Source organism: Paenibacillus hunanensis (genome assembly GCF_014645615.1).
Classification (GTDB): domain Bacteria; phylum Bacillota; class Bacilli; order Paenibacillales; family Paenibacillaceae; genus Saccharibacillus; species Saccharibacillus hunanensis.
Window position 1 is genome coordinate 119788 of record NZ_BMMB01000008.1, and the last position, 19201, is coordinate 138988.

General features: G+C 48.3%; 15 protein-coding genes. 9 read left to right on the top strand and 6 right to left on the bottom strand.

What is annotated here, in order from left to right; translation table 11 throughout:
• Positions 1–31 precede the first annotated feature (31 nt).
• Positions 32–361 carry a DUF3139 domain-containing protein gene (locus IEX62_RS17815; protein ID WP_188776903.1) on the top strand — a complete coding sequence of 110 codons (330 nt, stop codon included), beginning with the start codon at positions 32–34 and terminating at the stop codon, positions 359–361.
• Positions 362–548: 187 nt separating this feature from the next.
• Here the strand turns inward: IEX62_RS17815 and IEX62_RS17820 are convergent, their stop codons facing one another.
• Positions 549–1475 carry a dipeptidase gene (locus tag IEX62_RS17820; RefSeq protein ID WP_188776904.1) on the bottom strand — a complete coding sequence of 309 codons (927 nt, stop codon included), beginning with the start codon at positions 1473–1475 and terminating at the stop codon, positions 549–551.
• 211 nt (positions 1476–1686) lie between these two features.
• Between IEX62_RS17820 and IEX62_RS17825 the strand changes: the two genes are divergently transcribed.
• Entirely contained in the window at positions 1687–2334 is a 648-nt protein-coding gene (locus IEX62_RS17825) for a hypothetical protein (RefSeq protein WP_229685907.1), read from the top strand.
• Positions 2335–2547: 213 nt separating this feature from the next.
• Here IEX62_RS17825 and IEX62_RS17830 read toward each other — a convergent pair whose 3' ends face one another.
• The 3 genes from IEX62_RS17830 to IEX62_RS17840 form a co-directional block, all read right to left on the bottom strand.
• Entirely contained in the window at positions 2548–5088 is a 2541-nt protein-coding gene (locus IEX62_RS17830; protein ID WP_188776905.1) for a diguanylate cyclase domain-containing protein, read from the bottom strand.
• A 36-nt stretch (positions 5089–5124) separates the two neighbouring features.
• A complete protein-coding gene (locus IEX62_RS17835) occupies positions 5125–5712 on the bottom strand; it encodes a biliverdin-producing heme oxygenase (RefSeq protein ID WP_188776906.1) in 588 nt (195 codons plus the stop codon).
• A 540-nt stretch (positions 5713–6252) separates the two neighbouring features.
• Entirely contained in the window at positions 6253–7323 is a 1071-nt protein-coding gene (locus IEX62_RS17840; protein ID WP_188776907.1) for a LacI family DNA-binding transcriptional regulator, read from the bottom strand.
• 394 nt (positions 7324–7717) lie between these two features.
• Here IEX62_RS17840 and IEX62_RS17845 point away from each other — a divergent pair, with 394 nt between their 5' ends.
• From IEX62_RS17845 to IEX62_RS17865, 5 genes are all read left to right on the top strand, one after another.
• Positions 7718–8689, top strand: coding sequence for an ABC transporter permease (locus IEX62_RS17845; protein ID WP_188776908.1), 972 nt, complete (start codon positions 7718–7720; stop codon positions 8687–8689).
• Positions 8690–8726: 37 nt separating this feature from the next.
• Positions 8727–9608 carry a carbohydrate ABC transporter permease gene (locus IEX62_RS17850; protein ID WP_188776909.1) on the top strand — a complete coding sequence of 294 codons (882 nt, stop codon included), beginning with the start codon at positions 8727–8729 and terminating at the stop codon, positions 9606–9608.
• A 69-nt stretch (positions 9609–9677) separates the two neighbouring features.
• Positions 9678–11276 carry an extracellular solute-binding protein gene (locus IEX62_RS17855; RefSeq protein WP_188776910.1) on the top strand — a complete coding sequence of 533 codons (1599 nt, stop codon included), beginning with the start codon at positions 9678–9680 and terminating at the stop codon, positions 11274–11276.
• Positions 11277–11292: 16 nt separating this feature from the next.
• The gene (locus IEX62_RS17860) at positions 11293–12771 is read left to right on the top strand and encodes a glycoside hydrolase family 32 protein (protein WP_188776911.1); all 1479 of its coding nucleotides are present in this window, start codon (positions 11293–11295) and stop codon (positions 12769–12771) included.
• A gap of 130 nt (positions 12772–12901) precedes the next feature.
• Positions 12902–15184 (top strand): glycoside hydrolase family 32 protein, encoded by a 2283-nt coding sequence (locus IEX62_RS17865; RefSeq protein ID WP_188776912.1) that lies wholly within the window; start codon positions 12902–12904, stop codon positions 15182–15184.
• A gap of 147 nt (positions 15185–15331) precedes the next feature.
• Here IEX62_RS17865 and IEX62_RS17870 read toward each other — a convergent pair whose 3' ends face one another.
• Both IEX62_RS17870 and IEX62_RS17875 read right to left on the bottom strand, forming a co-directional pair.
• On the bottom strand, positions 15332–15514 hold the full coding sequence (locus IEX62_RS17870; RefSeq protein WP_188776913.1) for a hypothetical protein: 183 nt from the start codon (positions 15512–15514) through the stop codon (positions 15332–15334).
• Positions 15515–15896: 382 nt separating this feature from the next.
• Positions 15897–17144 carry a multidrug effflux MFS transporter gene (locus IEX62_RS17875; RefSeq protein WP_188776914.1) on the bottom strand — a complete coding sequence of 416 codons (1248 nt, stop codon included), beginning with the start codon at positions 17142–17144 and terminating at the stop codon, positions 15897–15899.
• Positions 17145–17469: 325 nt separating this feature from the next.
• Here IEX62_RS17875 and lipA point away from each other — a divergent pair, with 325 nt between their 5' ends.
• Entirely contained in the window at positions 17470–18363 is an 894-nt protein-coding gene (lipA, locus tag IEX62_RS17880; RefSeq protein ID WP_188776915.1) for a lipoyl synthase, read from the top strand.
• Positions 18364–18384: 21 nt separating this feature from the next.
• A complete protein-coding gene (locus IEX62_RS23860) occupies positions 18385–19146 on the top strand; it encodes a YutD family protein (protein WP_229685909.1) in 762 nt (253 codons plus the stop codon).
• Positions 19147–19201: the final 55 nt, after the last annotated feature.

A 19201-nucleotide genomic window follows, 5' to 3' on the forward strand; every position in this document is an offset into this window, starting at 1 on the left:
AGTTAGCAAGGCTGTTTTTGAAAGGAGTTTTATGAAAAAACGCTGGTGGATCATGATTTTATTGTTGATGGTAGTGATAATTTCTTTTGCAGGCATACAGATGAAAATCAACCACTTAAAAGAAGGCTTAACCGACTATTTAGTTCAGCAGCAAAACATAGAAGCGTCCAACATTTTAAGTATAGATACGAAAATAGGCAAGCTACCGACATTTCCGATGTATGTAACGTTTAAGGATGAGCCTGACCGAACCTACACCTATACGGATCGCGGCGTGGGGCAATGGACTCAAATTTTCCCGAATGAGGATGTGATCCAAAAAGGAGGACAGTTTAAGCATTGGGAAGGGGTAAGAAAATAACATCGCTCTATTTTATAATGAATAATCAAAAAACCTGTATCCGTTGAGTAGCAAACGAATGCAGGTTTTTTGGTTTGAACGAGTACATACACTGTCATATACATCGCCCAATACACAGCCACATATAGCAATATATTATATAGCCGCATACACAGCGATATGCTCAGCTAGATGCTGATGTAGCCTTTCATCGCGGCAGATGCCGCAGAAAATTCTCATGCGCGAATCCACGCACCTGTTCCTCACTATAATGCTTGAGCAGCTCATCGATCACACGCTGCGATTGTCCAGCGTGCTCCAGATCGTGAACATGGTAGGCAATGCCGTCAAAGTCTGAGCCTAGCCCAATATGCTTTACTCCACCAAGCGAACAAAAGTGGTCAATATGCCGCAGCAAATCAGTGATGCTCACAGGCTCCTGCTCGCTAATGAAATACGGACAGTACACCACATGAATCATCGCGTCACGCTGGAACATCGCCTGTGCCTGTGCATCCGTGAGATTACGCGGATGATCCAGAATCGCGCGTGCATTGGAATGGGAGGCAAATGGATACTTCGCCACCTCCAGCACATCCCAGAAGGCACGCTCGCATAGGTGGCTCACATCGGTCAGTATCTGATTGCGGTTGAACAGGGTCACCAGCTCACGCCCAAATGCAGTCAGCCCGGCTCCACGCTCCTCAAGCGCCCCGTCTGCCGCTAGATTGGCAAAGTTCCATGTCAGACCAACCGAGCGTACTCCGAGTCGATATAGAATATTCATCTTTTTCAGATCATTGCCGATCGGGTCAACCCCTTCTAACGTTAACAGGGCACCGATTTGTCCCGGCTGTAGCGCGGCAATATCAGACCACTCGGTAATATGTACCATATTCGGATGCTTATCCAGCACTTCGTCATAGAAATAATGCACCTGATCGAGCGCATTTTGGAAGCGAAGCGGATCAGGTAGCTCCGGGTCAACGAAAATTGCAAAGCCCTGCATCCGTACCTCGCCTTCCTGTAGTCGTGCATAATTGGTATCCAGCTCCGGTGCATCGCTATAGCTAAGCGTACCTCTGGACTCCGCGATTTTGTATAGGGCATCACAATGAAGATCGAAAATATGCATCATCATTGCTCCTTTCGTTATGAATTTGCATCTTATGTAGGTACCACACTAAAATTACTTTACATCATACGCGACTCGATAGATAAAGTACAGGCGAGTAGTGGGTAATCATACAGCAGGTAAGTTATTTCAAGCTATTTTAAAAGCAATGTCTGTCTGCTGGAAATGTCTATATTTCTAGTGGCAGGCTGCCATACGATTGAGGTGTACGATGGAAAAGAAAAAGGGACGTATACGGTCATTTTTGCAAAAGGTGTTCGACCGTGATCAGGATGGACGTATTCAGTGGGCAGAGGTGTATCTGGCGGTTGCAGGTATCTTTCACCGCGCGCTAGTAGAAGTGCCCCGTAGACGTGCTGCTGTACGGCAACAGAAGGACGATCTGCCTGTATCTCGTATTCGCGAAATTCCGTTGCGCGCAGGTGACATTATTTATACGCCAAGCTCGGAATCGACGTATTATGCAGGTCATATGGGCATCCTCGGAACGGATGGACGCGTGTACCATGTGCATCCATTTGGCCCGGTATTCTCGGATACGGTGGAATGGTATGTGAAGCGATTTTATGCAGGTGACCGTTTTATCGTATTTCGCGCGCAGGATGAGGGTGTTGGGGCGGAGGCTGCGGTATGGGCAGAGCAGCATGTACACAGCGTAACCGCCTATCGCTTGAATACCGGAATGGACGATATCAAGCATAATTATTGCTCCAAATTTATCGATCAAGCCTATCGGTTCACATCCGGTACGGATATCTGGGGAAAAGGGAAGCGTAAATTACGTCACGGTTACCTGTACCCCTTTCAGATCGTCAAGTCCAGGCAGCTTCATATGGTAGGAAGCTATTATCGTGAATAACCGCTCGATCGACGATCCATTATCTTCAAATGAATAGCTCGATGGGATCGCATCATGCATCGTGTAAGGAAACTAGCTCGTATAACTAAAAAAGGTGCATGGGATCGCTTATACTCAGCGATCCCATGCACCTTTTTGTTATGATTAATTGATATCCATTCATTCCGTATACGTACGATAATGATCTACAGCAGATGCTGTACAATATGTCATCTATAAAAAAGCAACTTGATTTTTCCCAAGTGCCTTCGCTTGCATCAATGCTTCCTCACCGCGCAGGATCAGGTCGGTTGGATGCACCAGTGGATCTGGCATCATCATCACGCCACCTACACTGACTGTGATAAATCCGCTGTTCGACGAGCTTCCAGTAGGAATCTGTAGCTCCACCACACTGCTGCGAATATCCTCTGCAAGCTGGACGACGCTATCTTTATCCTTCCCACGAACCTGTAGCATGAATGTACCACCGCTGAAGCGAGCAATCTCTGCATCGCAGCGTGAGCTGGTCACATTCAGTACGTCTGCCACCCATTGCACACATAGATCACCGCCATTGAGTCCATGGATCGCATTATATTCACGCAGATCATCAATATCGATCAGCAACAGCGATACCAGCTGTTCTTCCTGAATCGCGGTATACCAGTTATCCATCAATATCTTCTCAAATGCCATCCGGTTTGGCATATCGGTCAGCGGATCGGTTGCCATATAGCTTTGGAGCTGATCACTCATGACACTATACGCTTCGGAGACGCCAATATCATGTGTCGATTCGCGTGCAATGATCATCACGGACGGCTTACCGCCGTAGCTGATTGCTGCCAGCGTAATCTCCAGCTTGAGCGAATCGCCGGATGTATTTTTGAAGCAGGAATTGTTGGAGATCATATGAATCAGATTTTGCTCCAGCTGATTCAGGTAGTGGATCATATCATCCTTGAACTCATCCTGCACGAATTGCAGGAAATCAAGCCCGGTGAGCTGCTCACTGGATTCCATGCCTAGCAATACCGCTGCCTCATGATTGCAATAGATGATATTGCGATGGGTCAGGGTGAAGAAGGCTACCGGTGACATTTCCATCAGCTGAATATAACGCTGTTCATTGCGGCGCAAGGTGCGAGCATCCTGTAGCGCCTGCTCCTCCATTTCGCGCAACTGATTTTCCGTTTGACGATGCACGATGGCTTTTAGCTCTGGCAAAATATTCAGTTCCTTCGGCTGCCACGGCAATGACGTGGACTGCACGACCTGACGCCACTTTTCAAATGATTTGCGTGGAGACAGACGGAAGCCATCGTTTTCCTGAATGACAGCCTTCGCCGGGTCGCCTGCCCATTCTACAATTTGTAGCACTTCGGGACGGAACCAGATGATATAATTTTGCAGTCCTGGCGAGATAGCAAGATAGAGCGCCCCGGATGCTTTTGCCTTGTAGGCTTTGGCTGGTTCATATTCCAGACTGAGTCTGGAGGACGAATAGATGTAGTCGCGTGAACGACTGCCCATCCAGCCTGCTAGCTCACGTACCTGTCCAGGCTCGGGTGTTACTCCATATAGCAGTAGCTTATCCTGATAGCTCACAGCCGCACCGGAGGCGCTCATCAGCGCAAGCAGGCTATGCTCCTCATCATGCAGTTGCTCGGCAACACGGATTGAGTTCATACTGCCGGTGAAGATGCTGGCAATACGCAGAGCCGTTTTACGAAGCTGACGCTCGGATTCGTAATCATCGAGCTGCTGTCGTTGATACAGCTCGTTCGAGAAGAAGGCACCGAGGAAGTTGCACAGATTGCGCTTACGATGCGAAATATATTTAGGTGAATAATGGTGACAGGTAATGAGTCCCCATAGCTGATTGTTATGAATAAGCGAAATGGTCATCGTTGCGCCCACACCCATATTGTGCAAATACTCAATATGCAGTGGGGAGACGCTACGCAGAACCGATAAACTCAGGTTCAGTGGCTTGCCAGTCAGCGGTTGTGTTGTTGGAACAATCTCTACCGGCGTATAATTCACATCGACGATCAGACGCAACCAATTCCGCAAATATAGCTCACGCGCTTGCTTCGGAATGTCAGATGCTGGATAGTGGTGTCCGAGAAATGGCTCCAGTCCTGCCTGCCTCGCTTCGGCTATCACCTTGCCGTTCCATTGACTATCGAATTCATAGACCATGACCCGATCATAGCCGAGCATATCACGAATCTGATCGGCGGCAGCCTGACTTGCTTCTGCACGATTGGTCGTTTGCTTTACACGACCGAAGAACGTCTGAATCCATTCAAATTCATTACTGATCATCGACTCATCCTCAGCCGGGCATTCCATTTCAATAATGATCAAGCCTTCGCTCTCATGCAGTACTGCATAGAACTCGACCAACTCACCATTCACTTCCACATTGATCTCGATATATTGAAGATCAGACGTCGCTTCTGCCGTCAGATCACCGCTCATCAGCGAAAATAATTGCTCCTCGCCAATGACCGATTCCAGTGGTTGTCCAAGTAGCTCGTTAGAAGGGCGACCGAGCAGCTGATCGGTGTTCGTGCTACACTGGACGATCTTATGCTCGCTATCTCGAGTAACGGCAAGCAATAAGCCATGTGGCTGAATACGTCCGGGAATGTGAATCGGTTCTTTATCGCAATTCGTCAGATCGATGGGCTCGCTTGTAATGAAGTTTCCATCTGTAAGCAGTGTACGATTAAGACGCTGGTTGTTATTACTTGCATCAGACATATAAGATGGGCCTCCATTCTCATGTTATACGTTACATTAAGCATTAATCCATTGCTGGAGCAGATCGAATGTCTCGCGTGCAGAATGAACAATCTCATGTCGACTAGCATCCGATTGACCGTATTTTAAAATAAGCTCCCGGAAGCTCAGCCATTGATCGCGTGTCTGCTGACCATAGCCATTAAAATAAGAAATGCCCGCTTCCGGCTCTACTGGCAGGAACTTCATTAATTGCTTCGTAATAATCTGACCGCCAAGTGTAGAGCCCTCGATCACATAGAAGCAACCGATCAATCGCTCTGCTGTTGAGATGTCAGGCAGATTAGTACATAGAGGAAGCTCGGATAGCTGCGCTGAGGTTAGACCGAGATGCAGCAGATCACTTTCTAGCAACGCGGTTTTGCCGCGAATATCCATATCCAGTCCAAGCTCGGTTGGCAATCCAGAATGAATGGCACGTTGCTCCAGTGGCTTCAAAAAGCCATAAAACAACTGCAAATATTGTGTATACTGTGGCAATGTCATGCTCTTGTCCATCATGGAGCGAGCATAGCTGTTATTTTCAATCTGTTGATGGGAATCAGCGGTATCTACACGCAGACGCTCCAAAATATCGGTGCTCATGGTTTATCCATCCTTTACTGATCAGGGTTGTTCACTTCAATTAAACCGTCTTCACATCGATACGTATAACGCCAATGACAAAAAGCGCTGTATTTTATTTTATCACGCGAATAGAGCTGGGTAGTAGTACAGTTTTTAAATATCTCACCTACTGCTCTATCAGGTAGACAAGGGACTTATCATAATTGGATAAAAATAGTAGTCAATACGGTGTGTGTAGCAGAACGTACCATATAATGAAAGCAAACGCAAATGATTGGAAATGTGTTACTTGTTTGAACAACTCTCGATGAAAGTGAGGAGAGAGTAATGTTAAAAGTAAAACTGGAACAACCAGCGTAAAACTGAACTAATGCTACAATCCAAAGAAGCCCCACATTATGCTGCTCGTAGACGGATCGTATCCGACTCGAAGCAGTATAGCGCGGGGCTGATTGGCATGTATATAGCATGTGTGTAGCTTGCGAGCGCTACTCGTCTATGGTTTACATAGGCTTCAGGAGATTCGAAGGTAGCGTACACCTCGTATAAGCACCTTTTCTATGATGAAGGAGATATCAGGTCTGCTGACCTGTTCAGTGCCGGGGCGGAATCGCGAATAAGCACATGCGTCTGCATATGGGTTGTGTAATAGGGCTGCTGCGGATGACGAATGCGAGAGAGCAGCATTTCCGCTGCACGCACACCCATATCACTGCTATAAATATGCACTGTCGTCAGATGCGGCTCAACAATGCGTGATTCGTTGGCATCGTCGAAGCCGGTAATGCCAATATCACGTGGTAGCGATAATCCGCGTGCCTTGAGTGCCTTCATCAGCCGTACAGCGATAAAGTCGTTGGCACATACAAATGCCTGAGGCCATTGCTTCAGCTGTTCCAATCGGTGTTCCATCCAATCGGTTTCGAAAATAAAATAGCGATCATCATCCAGAATACATAGCGCTGGATCAAACTCGATCTCCTGTTCGAGCAGCGCCCGGCGATAACCGAGCCAGCGCTCGTGGAAGCTTTTGCAATGATAGCGGTCGCCAACAAAGCCGATACGCTGGTAGCCGTTATCTAATAGCTGCTTGGTCAGTCGGTAAATGCTATGTTCATTTTCCATTAAGAGAACATCGGCCTGGAAGCTGGAATAATCGGTAGTAGCAGCGCAATCGATAAAGATTGCTGGAATGCCCAGCCCGGTGATCATCTCACTGTAAGCGGCATCAAAAAGCTCGATACATACGATTCCATCCACAGCTGTGCTGTCAAAGTTGTTAGGCAGCTTGCCGGCATCACGCTCATCGTCGCGCACAATATGAATGGATAAATTATAGCCTTCGGAGCTAATTCGTTTCTCCAGTCCGCTGATCAGCGCGGAGCCAAAGTGCGAGGTGTTGGGCATATTGGTTGTTAACAGCGCGATATTACCTGTCTGCCGAGGCAGCAGATTGTCTGTTTCCATATAAGCGAATTGCTTGTATTTCAGCTCGATTGCTTTTTGAATCACCTTTTGCCGGGTGTCAGCAGGAATCGAGGGATGGTCATTGAGTGCCTTGGAGGCAGTGTTGCGCGAAATGCCCAGTGCATCGGCAATATGCTGAATGGTTGTTTTTTCACGAGTCATCGTCCGTATCCACCTTTGTATTGTTGGGATGGGCAAGCAGGGATCAGACTATTCCGCTCATCCCATTGCATAGTTTGAATATAAAGCAGTTTACACACAAAAGCAATTATAGATGCACAAATGTAAACTTATATTATGCAAATGCACACTTAATAATTGCATTTTTGCCTCTTTATTTTTACATTTTATATTGACATATGAACAATTGATTTGTTAAATTGTAAATGGAACAAGTGACAAATGAATGCTGACCATTGTAAAGGTAGCCGTTTGCTGTAGCATGGACTGTTGCTGAAGCAATTATGTAAGCGATTACTTTAATTCGCAGGTAAGGCTACTTTGACGACATTAGTACGCATCGCGTCATTCATAACAATGAAATGGGGGAACATGAATGGAAAGCTCCGCCAAAGCAGGGAAACGGCATACCGGACAGACGCTACTGCATGCGCGCCGCACCAGTAGGGGAGTGTGGGCACAGCTGAAGAAAAATCGATTTCTATATTTACTGCTCACGCCTGCACTCCTACTGACACTGATCTTCAAATACGGCCCGATGTACGGGGCGATTATCGCGTTTAAGGATTTTAGCCCGATTCGAGGAATTTGGAATAGCGAATGGGTTGGCTTCAAGCATTTTGAGAAATTTCTCACCTCACCCAACTTTGAGACGATTTTCATGAATACGCTTAAATTGAGTGCATACGGGCTCATCTGTGGCTTTCCGATTCCGATTTTGCTAGCGCTGATGCTCAATCAGATTCGCCGCCGCGGCATCAAGAAGAATATTCAGCTATTTCTATATGCACCTAATTTTGTATCGGTCATCGTCATTGCCGGGATGCTCTTCATTTTCCTATCACCAACAGGCCCGATTAATCAGGTGGTGAGCTGGATTACTGGATCGCCAATGATGTTTATGACCGATCCGGAATATTTCCGCTGGGTGTACATTTTATCGGATATCTGGGCAACGGCTGGTTGGGCATCGATCATCTATGTAGCTGCCCTTGCCAATGTAGACCCAGAGTTACACAATGCCGCCAGTCTGGATGGAGCTAGCCTGCTGCGACGCATCTGGCATATCGACCTACCTACCATAAAGCCAATCATGGCAATCGTGTTCATCTTAGCAGCGGGTGGCATTATGTCGATCGGCTTTGAAAAGGCGTATCTGTTGCAAACGTCGATGAACCTGCCTGCATCGGAGATCATTGCAACATATGTGTACAAGATCGGTCTACAATCTGGCGATTATGCGTATTCTGCCGCGGTTGGGCTGTTCAACTCGCTAATTAATGTCGTGCTGCTGATCGGCGTGAATATGATCGTGAAGAAGCTGAATGACAATCAGGGGCTGTATTAATTGCAGCCGGATTTATTCATGAAGGGAAGGAATGCGTATGCTCATTCAAAATTCGCCGTTTGATCGGTTTATGCTGGTATGCATGAAGCTGTTTCTGCTACTCGCGGTGCTGGTGGTCGTTGTTCCATTTGGCTATATTATCGTCGCTTCGTTTATGGATCCGACGGTGCTGCTGAATCGTGGGCTGTCATTTCATCCAGGCGATTGGAGTCTGGAAGGATATCGTAAAATTTTGAGCAATGAAGCGATGATTCGCGGATTTTTCAATTCGGTCTGGTATGCAGCGGCATTCTCGATCATTACGGTACTCGTATCGATCGGCGCAGGCTATGCGCTGGCAGATGATTCGCTCGTTGGGCGTCGTACCGTCATGACAATGCTGATTATTACGCTCTTTTTCGGGGGTGGATTGATTCCTACGTATCTGCTGATACGCGAGCTGGGAATGCTTAATACACCGTGGGCGCTACTCATTCCGGGGGCGGTCAATGTGTGGAATATCATTCTGGCACGTACCTTTTTCAAAGGCATCTCACGTGAGCTAAAAGAAGCGGCGAATGTGGATGGTGCGTCTGATCGGATTATTTTCACCAGAATCGTGTTACCACTGTCCAAGCCGATTATGTTCGTGCTGGCGCTATATGCCTTTGTCGGGCAGTGGAATTCGTACTTTGACGCAATGATCTATCTGGAGGATTCCAAGCTGTTTCCACTTCAGCTCGTACTACGCTCGATTCTGATCCAGAATCAGGCAGCACCGGGCATGATTGGCGATCAGCAGGCGATGGCTGAGCTCAAACGTCTATCTGAAATGATCAAATACTCATCAATTGTTATTTCCAGCTTGCCGCTCATCGTGATGTATCCATTCTTTCAGAAGTATTTTGAAAAAGGTGTGATGGTCGGCTCGCTCAAATAAACGTTAGTCTAAACCATACAAAACAGGCACTTCATAATATGCCGGTATGACCGGAGGAGGCTACGATCCATGAAAAGAGTCACAACCAGCAAACGAATCTACAGCGCTATCGGTATTCCCGTTCTTGCACTGGCATTACTCGTTACGGGTTGCGGAGGCGAAGCAGCTCAGCCGCAGAAGACAGCGGACGGCAAGCCGATTTTGCATATTCTCACGTCCAGCTCTCCACTCGCACCTGCCGATCCGAACGATAAGCTGGTCGTGCAGCGCCTGGAAAAGAAGACAGGCGTGCATGTGGAGTGGACGAGCTATACAAGCGACGTATTTGCCGAAAAGCGCAATCTGATGATTGCGAGCGGTGATCTGCCCGATGCGATCTTTGCAGCAGAATATAGTGATTATGATCTGCTCAAGCTGGCAAAGGACGGCGCCATTGTGCCGCTTGAGGATTTGATCGATCAGTATATGCCTAATTTTAAAAAGGTACTCGCAGAGCGACCGGAATATCGGACGATGATCACTGCGCCGGATGGACATATTTATTCGTTCCCGTGGATCGAGGAGCTAGGTAAGGATAAGGAGCGCATCCAATCGGTAGATAATATGCCGTGGATCAATCAGGAGTGGCTGAACAAGCTGAATCTGAAGATGCCTACAACAACAGACGAATTGAAGCAAGTGCTGACCGCCTTCAAAACGCAGGACCCGAACGGCAATGGCAAGGCGGATGAGATTCCACTTTCGTTTATCGACAAGCCGGGCGGCGAGAATCTGACCTTTCTGTTTGCTTCCTTTGGACTGGGGGACAATCCCGATCATACCGTTGTGACCAATGATCATAAAGTGCTGTTCACTGGCAATCAGGCCGGCTACCGACAGGCGATCAATTATATTCATGATCTGTACAAGAATGGCTTGATCGATATTGAGTCGTTCCAGCAGGATTGGAATACGTATCTTGCCAAAGGCAAGGATGATCGGTACGGCTTGTATTTTACATGGGACAAAGCGAATATCACCGGAATGAATGATAAATACGATCTGATGCCGCCGCTTGCAGGGCCAGATGGCAATGTGAATGTAACGCGCAACAATGCACTGGGCTTTTTCCGTGGCAGCATGGTCGTGACCAGCAGTAACCAGCAGCTTGAGCAAACCGCCAAATGGGTGGATCAGCTGTATGAGCCGCTCCAATCGGTACAGGATAACTGGGGAACGTATGGCGATACGACCCAGCAAAATATTTTTAAGCTGGATGAGCAAAAGCAGATGCTGAAGCATCTTCCGCTAGAAGGCTCGGCACCGGTAGAGGTGCGCCAGAAGACAAGCATCGGTGGCCCGCTGGCGATATTGAGTGATTATTTTGGCAAATATACAACGATGCCAGACGATGCTAAATGGCGGATGGATCTGATGAAAAAAGTGCTGGTGCCCCATATGCAGGCAGATTATACGTACCCGAATGTGTTTTTCAGTATCGATGAGCTGGATCGTCTATCTACTATTGAAGCTGATCTGTTCCCGTATATGCTACGCAAACGGACAGAATGGTATCAGAATGGTAAAGCAGATCAAGAATGGAGCGAGTATACTCAGGAGCTGGATCGCTTAGGATTACAGGAATGGCTCAAAATTAGACAGGACGGATACAACCGCAGCCTACAATAGAATGGAGAGTGATTGTATGTCTTTGCAGCTACAAAACGATTATCGGGGCGCGTATCACTTCTCGCCTGCCCGCGGCTGGATGAACGATCCGAATGGCATGGTGTACTGGGACGGCGAATATCATTTATTTTTTCAATATCATCCATTTGGTAAGACATGGGGGCCGATGCACTGGGGACATGCCGTATCGCGCAATCTGGTGCACTGGCAGGAGCTTCCGGTGGCGCTGGAGCCAGATGAGCTGGGGACGATCTTTTCCGGTAGTGCGGTTGTCGATTGGAAGAATACAACCGGGTTCTTTCCAGAGGAGCCGGGTCTGGTAGCGATCTTCACCCATCATAGTGAATTGCCTGGGCAATCGGTATGCCAGAGTCAGAGCCTCGCTTACAGTCATGATCGCGGAAGAACGTGGCATAAGTATCCAGGCAATCCCGTGCTAACGCATGAGAGCAGACCGGATTTTCGTGATCCTAAAGTATTCTGGTATGAGCGAGATCACTGCTGGGTGATGATTTTAGCCTGCGGACAGACGGTATCCTTGTATCGTTCACCGGATATGCTGCAATGGACAGAGAGTAGTGAATTTGGTGAAGGAATTGGCTGTCACGATGGGGTCTGGGAATGTCCGGATTTATTTCCGCTACCCGTGCAAAATGGTGCAGAAGGGGAACAACGCTGGGTGATGCTTGTGAGTATCGGCGATGATGGTATCCATCCAGAAGGCTCGCGCACACAGTATTTTACCGGGCAGTTTGAGGGTACATCCTTTATACCGGATGAAGCTTCACAGCAGGTGCGCTGGCTGGATTATGGACGGGATAACTATGCAGGTGTGAACTGGTCGGACATTCCAGCGGAGGATGGACGACGGCTATATATTGGCTGGATGAGCAATTGGCGCTATGCCAATATGACTCCAACAGGCGATTGGCGCGGAGCGATGACGATCACGCGTGAATTATTGCTCGAATATACAAAGGACGGACAATTGCAGCTACTTCAGCGTCCCGTAGCCGAATTGGAAAGCTATCGCCAGCTGTTATTACAATGCAATCACGCCAGGCTGGAAGAGGTGGAGGTAGCATTGACCGCATTACACTTACGCAGCTATGAGCTGCATATCGTCTTACCGGCTATTAGTTCAGCACAATGGGAGGTGCTATCGAACGGGCAACAGCGCACTGTGATCGGTGTCGATGCAGACAGAGGTGTAGTATATATCGATCGTACCATGTCCGGTGATGGGACTTTTCATGAGCATTTTGCTGGACGACATGAAGCGGCTTGGTCGACTACAGAGGATGTGCGTGAGCTACGTATCTTTGTAGATCGTGGTTCAGTGGAGGTATTCGCCGATGAAGGGCGTACCGTACTGACGGATCTCGTATTCCCACCTGCTAGTGCAGACCGCCTGGGCTTGATGCGCGCCACCAATGAACAGAATCCGCCAGCCTGGATGTCGGTTGCCGTCTATGATTTGTCGATAGATAGATAGATAGATAGATAGATAGATAGCGGCGGCGCAATGCGACCAAATAATAGCAAGCATCATACTACCGCTCGACGTAGACTTACGACGATATACAAGTCCATGAACATAGATCATGCTTCAGGGAGGCGGAAACTTGGATAGTGAACAGCGCAAGATAGGTCATGCTAGCTGGAATGATGCCAATGACGGAAGGCAACTGCATACCAACGTCGTATTAGCAAATAAGAGCATCTCATCTAAGAAGAGTAGCATCGCTATATGCAGATTGTGGACATTGCTATTCGCCATCGGTTTGTATAGTGGCATGATGGCTACAGCAAAGGCGGCGGACTTACCGCAGTCAGGGGCGAACATCATGACATCTACGCATTCGTCGACATTAGCGGCAGCTATGGCTCCCGAAGGTGAAACGGCGACATGGAATTATAATTTAACAGGTGAATATACGGTAGGCGATGCCATATGGGCAATGGATCGACGTGGAATGAGAGGTACAGTATCAACGGGAGGTATGGGCGGTATGCGATTATACGCCCAGCCGACCGGGCAAGATATGGTGCTGATGACAGATCTAATACCGGTGGATGATGCCGCATCTATGCAGGCAGGCGTAATGCTTCGTACGGATGAGCAAGGGCAGCAGGGCTATCAAGTGCTTCTCATTCGTAATGCTAACCGCGTCACTGCACGCTTGCAGCAGCCAGATGGAACAGTAATCCAGCAATCACAGCAGAGCTATCCGAGCGAATCCGGTGTGAAGCATCGATTGGAGCTGCATGTGAAGGGGAATCATTTGCAGCTGTATATTGATGGCTATGCGCAGCCAGCGCTGGATACACAGCAGCTAGCAGCAGGTGCGGATGCGGGGCTGGCAGGCATTGTGGTATTAAACGGCTCCGCTTCGTTTCAGGATACGTATCGGATGACGACGGAGCAATTTTACGGCGAGGATTATCGTCCAGCGTATCATTATTCTGCTCTACGTGGGTGGGCAAGTGATCCGAATGGATTGATTTATAATCAGGGAGAATATCATCTATTTCATCAGGATGGTGGACGATGGGCGCATGCAGTGAGCACTGATCTACTCCACTGGAAGAACCTGCCCTTTGCGTTGGAATGGAATCAGCTTGGACATATCTGGTCTGGCTCGGCAATTGCTGATGAGCATAATGTATCCGGTCTGTTTGACGATGCTAATGGTGGCTTGATCGCCTATTATACGTCGTATACACCATCATCGCATAATGGTAATCAGAAAATTGGAATCGCTTACAGTCCAGATCGTGGTCGCACCTGGCGTTACCCGACAGATCGCCCGATCGTCATCGATAATCCCGGCAAAAGCGCTACCGATCCGGGTGGATGGGATTTCCGCGATCCCAAGGTCGTTCGCGACGAAGCCAATCATCGCTGGGTGATGGTCGTATCCGGTGGAGATCATGTGCGTCTGTTCGTATCAACGAATCTGCTCGATTGGACATTGACTGACAATTTTGGCTATGCCAATTATATTCGCGGCGGCGTGTGGGAATGTCCTGATCTATTTCCCTTACAGGCAGCAGACGGTACGGTGAAATGGGTGCTGATGATCAGCACAGGTGCGAATCCGAATACGGAAGGCTCGGATGCAGAATATTTTATCGGTCAGCTTAGCCCGGAAGGCAAATTTATGAATGATAATCCCGCAGGCAAAGTGCTGAAGACAGACTGGGGCAAAGAATTCTATGCTTCAATGTCATTTGCCGGACTACCACAGCAGCAGCGAATCGTCATGGCATGGATGACCAACTGGGACTATGCGTTCGAGCAGCCAACCGGAGATTGGAAGGGCGTGCTCACCATTCCGCGCCAGCTGTCGCTCGTATCGACCCCAGACGGATGGCGTCTATCCCAGCAGCCCATACAGCAGTTGAACGCATTACGCAGTCCTATGCTGCACACGGGAGCTACAGAGATACAGCCGAGCAGCCCCAATCTGCTAGCCGGTCTGTCGGCAGCGAACTACGAGATTGAGGCAGAGCTACGCTTGCCAGAGCAGCAACCTGCACATTCATTCGGCTTCCGTTTACTTGAAAACGATACGGGCACGCAATTTACAAAGGTCGGCTATACGGTTGCAGATCGCCAGCTGCTTATCGACCGTTCGCAATCCGGCATTACTGACTTCTCACCGCTATTTCGCACGCTCCAGCAAACGACATTGCAGCAGACAAACGGGACAGACGGCATCATCCGACTGCGGATTCTGGTAGATCGCTCGACGATAGAGGTGTTTGCCAATCATGGACAGACGGTATTCAGCAGCATCGTATTTCCCGATGCCGCCAGTCGTCGGATGAGTCTGTATACGGAGGGTGGTAATGTAGAGGTCGTATCCTTGAAGGTTAATCGAATGAATAGTGTATGGGAATAAGAGCGCATGCCTTCCGTGGGAAATGGAGCGAGTTACACTGTATTTTAGAAAAATTGCACGCATGTAATGGATTTGGAGGATTTGCAAGGCATGTGGAGAGGGTTAGATAAGATGAAGTAGAGGCACTATGCAGGAATGAGTGTCTGCTTACAGTGTGGAGTTAGCCTGCTTTTTCCAGAGGCGAGAACGGTAATGCACTGTGGCAAGAGACAGATACAGCGCACCAAGTAATACATTCCAGCCGGTATGCAGACAGAGGAAATTCACAATCATCAGAAAAATAATAATACCAGCTAGCTTGGTATAATAACGGTCAATCCATTGAAGCATGTATTCATCCACCTTATATAAAATAGTATAGTTCACGTTCATCATGCAGCTTCGCCTGTTTACCATTAATATCGGATGAAATGCATAAAGATGAAGATCAATACAAAAAAAGCACATCTTTCCAACACAGGAGAGATGTGCTTTGTATGATTTCTAGTATAATTTTCAACGCTAACGCTAACGCTAACGCTAACGCTAACGCTAACGCTAACGCTAACGCTAACGCTAACGCTAACGCTAACGCTAATGAAGGCATGAAGGTACTACCAGCATTATACAAATAATCCTTAACTGCGAGCGTCACCCTGTCTATATCGATATCAAAACAAGCCACCGTTCGCAGAAGTCGTTATACTACGTCACATGATATGAAAGGTCAGCATTAGCTCTGTCCAGCCATCTTCTTCTGTTGCCCACGAACAAGCACCAGGAAGAACAATACCGCCAGCAGCTCAGCTCCGAAAATTACAACACTCATCGATACTGTTGTCGTACCGCCTCCCAGACTAACAAGCGGCGAAGCAAGTGCGCCTAGCGTTAGTGGCAGTAGACCGAGCAGTGCAGATGCGCTTCCGGCGGAGTGGCTCTGACTTTGCATCGCGAGTGACACAGAGGTAGCACCCACCGAGCCGACACAGGCGACGATCAGGAACAGCATACTTGCGATAGCGAATAATCCACCGCCAGCAAGGGAGATCAGCAGCAACAATAGCGATGCGGTAAATGCAATGCCAAGACTGAGCTTGAGCAGACGATATTCGCCAAAGCGTCCAGACAATCGTCCAGCTAGCTGTGAGAAAATAATAATTCCTAATCCATTAATCGCAAAAAAGATACTAAACCCTTGCGCCGATACACCGAAAATGTTCTGAATGACAAACGGCGAACCTGCAATGTATGAAAACATCGCTGCCATGACAAACGCCTGAGACAATGCAAAGCCGATAAAACTACGATCTCGAATTAGCCGTGCAAAGGTGCGTAATGTCGTTCCAAGTCCACCTGCTGCCTTGCGATCAGCTGGCAACGTTTCGGGTAGACCAAATAGAACGGAAAATAGCATGATCGCTCCAATTGCAGCCAGAACGACGAATATCCCCTGCCACGGTACAACCTTTAGTAGTAAGCCGCCGACAACCGGCGCGGCGATCGGTGCTACTCCGTTAATGAGCATGAGTAGCGAGAAGAATCGAGTTAATTCGGTGCCAGAATACAAATCACGTACAATGGCGCGCGAGATAACGATGCCTGCCGCTCCCGTAACCCCCTGAATAAAACGAAGCAGGATCAACACCCAGATGTTGCCTGTCAAAGCGCATAATAATGAAGAAATAGCGTACAATACTAGCGAAATGAGCAGCGGCATTCGGCGCCCTTTCACATCGCTGAGCGGCCCTACAACAAGCTGCCCGAAGGCTAAGCCGAGCAGACAGGCAGTCAGACTGAGCTGAGCAAGGGAGGCATTCGTATGCAGATGATCTGCAAGCGTGGGAAGCGCAGGCAGATACATATCAATCGATAGCGGCGCAAAAGCAGAGAGCGAGCCAAGGATGAGCGCGATGCCAAGACGGCGCGAGCGAGTCATCGAGGACGCGGACAATGTGCCCTTGGATTGAAGCTTATTGGACATAGCTGGCAATTTCCTTCCGTTATCCTGTGGTGCTATACAGCCATACAGGTCATTTTTACACATGATTTAGTGTAAACGATTATACAAAACCGATAAAGCAAAGATTTCAGCGCTATACATTTCATGCTATAATAAATCCCAATGATTTATATATCCAAGTGTTAGCGATTTCCTAACACGAGGTTCAATGAAAAGAGGATTTTTGCAGGGCAAAATATCGTACTGCTCAAGTGTTAGTGATCTTCTAACACGAGGTTCAATGAAAAAAGGATTTTTGCGCAGCAAAATATCCATACTATCTATTGAGGAAGGTAGGTCAAGCATCTTGTCTACAAAAGCTAAGCAACCGAAGCCCGAATGGATCAAAATCAAGATGACCAACAACGAAAACTATCAGGAAATCAAAAGCATGATGCGCTCCAAAACATTGCATACCGTATGTGAGGAAGCGCGCTGCCCGAACATCTATGAGTGCTGGGCGAACCGTACTGCAACCTTTATGATACTGGGCGACATCTGTACGCGTGCATGTCGTTTCTGTGCGGTCAATACGGGGATGCCAACGGAGCTTGATTTGCAGGAGCCAGAACGGGTGGCGGAAGCAGCTGAACAGATGGGCCTGAATCATTGTGTTATTACAAGCGTGGCCCGTGACGATTTGAAGGACGGCGGAGCAACGATCTTTGCCGAGACGATCCGCGCGATGCGTCGCCGCCTGCCACTGTGCAGTGTGGAAGTACTTATCCCTGACTTTATGGGTGATATCGAATCGCTCAAAATCGTTATGGATGCCAAACCGGATATTTTAAACCATAACATTGAAACTGTTGAACGCATGTCCGATCGCGTAAGAGCGAGAGCGAAGTATCCGCGTTCGATGGAACTGCTGCGCAATTCCAAAACGCTGCAACCGAACATTCCAACCAAGTCCAGTATTATGCTGGGTGTAGGCGAAGAATGGGATGAAATTTTACAGGCAATGGATGACCTGCGTGCCGTGGATTGCGATATTCTGACACTGGGGCAATATTTGCAGCCAAGTCCGAAGCATCTGAACGTAGCTAAATATTACACACCGGAAGAGTTTGCAATTCTGAAGGAAGAAGGATTGAAGCGCGGATTCAGCCATGTCGAATCCGGCCCGCTCGTTCGCAGCTCCTACCATGCGCATGAACAGGTGAAATCCGCATCCAAGTCGAAGGAGACTTCGACTGTTTAATTGCTGAAAGGCGGGAAGACCTTGATTCATATTGGCGGCAAAACCTATGAACTGATCAAAGAACACCGGAATGGCTGGAATCAGGAGATTTTCCGTGAACGCTTTAGCGAGGTACTGGATCGGTATGATTATATCCTTGGAGACTGGGGCTATAATCAGCTTCGTCTCAAAGGCTTTTACCGGGACGGTCACCCCAAAGCGGCAAAGGATAGCTCACTGTCCAGCATGACCGAATATATTAATGAATATTGCAATTTTGGCTGTGCCTACTTTGTGTTGCAAAAGACAAAGGATGGCCCGGCTGAACCGAAAAACAGCGAAGCTAGCGAACCGCGTGAGCCACGCGAACCTCGCGAAAAGCCGCAACGCTCCAGCCGCAATCACAACAAACGTGATCGTCAGGACAAGGGGAATGGTGGCAACAAGCAGGGCAAGCAGCAGGCTAACGCGCAAGCAAACGGCAACGCATCTGCTGGTGCGACAGAATCCGCTGCCCCAGCCCGAGCGAAGCAGCAAGCATCTTCTGCTTCGCCAAATCCAAAAGCATCCAATCCGGCAGTTGAAGCTCCCAAAGCCGAAAATGCTCCAAAAGTAGAAACGATCAAGGTTGAAGCTGCTAAAATGGACGCGCCGAAACCGGAAGTTCCTAAAGTGGATGCTCCCAAGTCGGAAGCACCTAAAGCAGAACCACCTAAATCGGAAGCACCACCCAAAGCGCAGCCGTCTAAAGTGGATGCTCCGAAAACGGAATCGGGCGAAACGAAAGATTCGTCCCATTCATAAAGCGATCGTAGACGATAACACGATAACAAAAAGCCCTCATCCGCCTGTTAGGCAT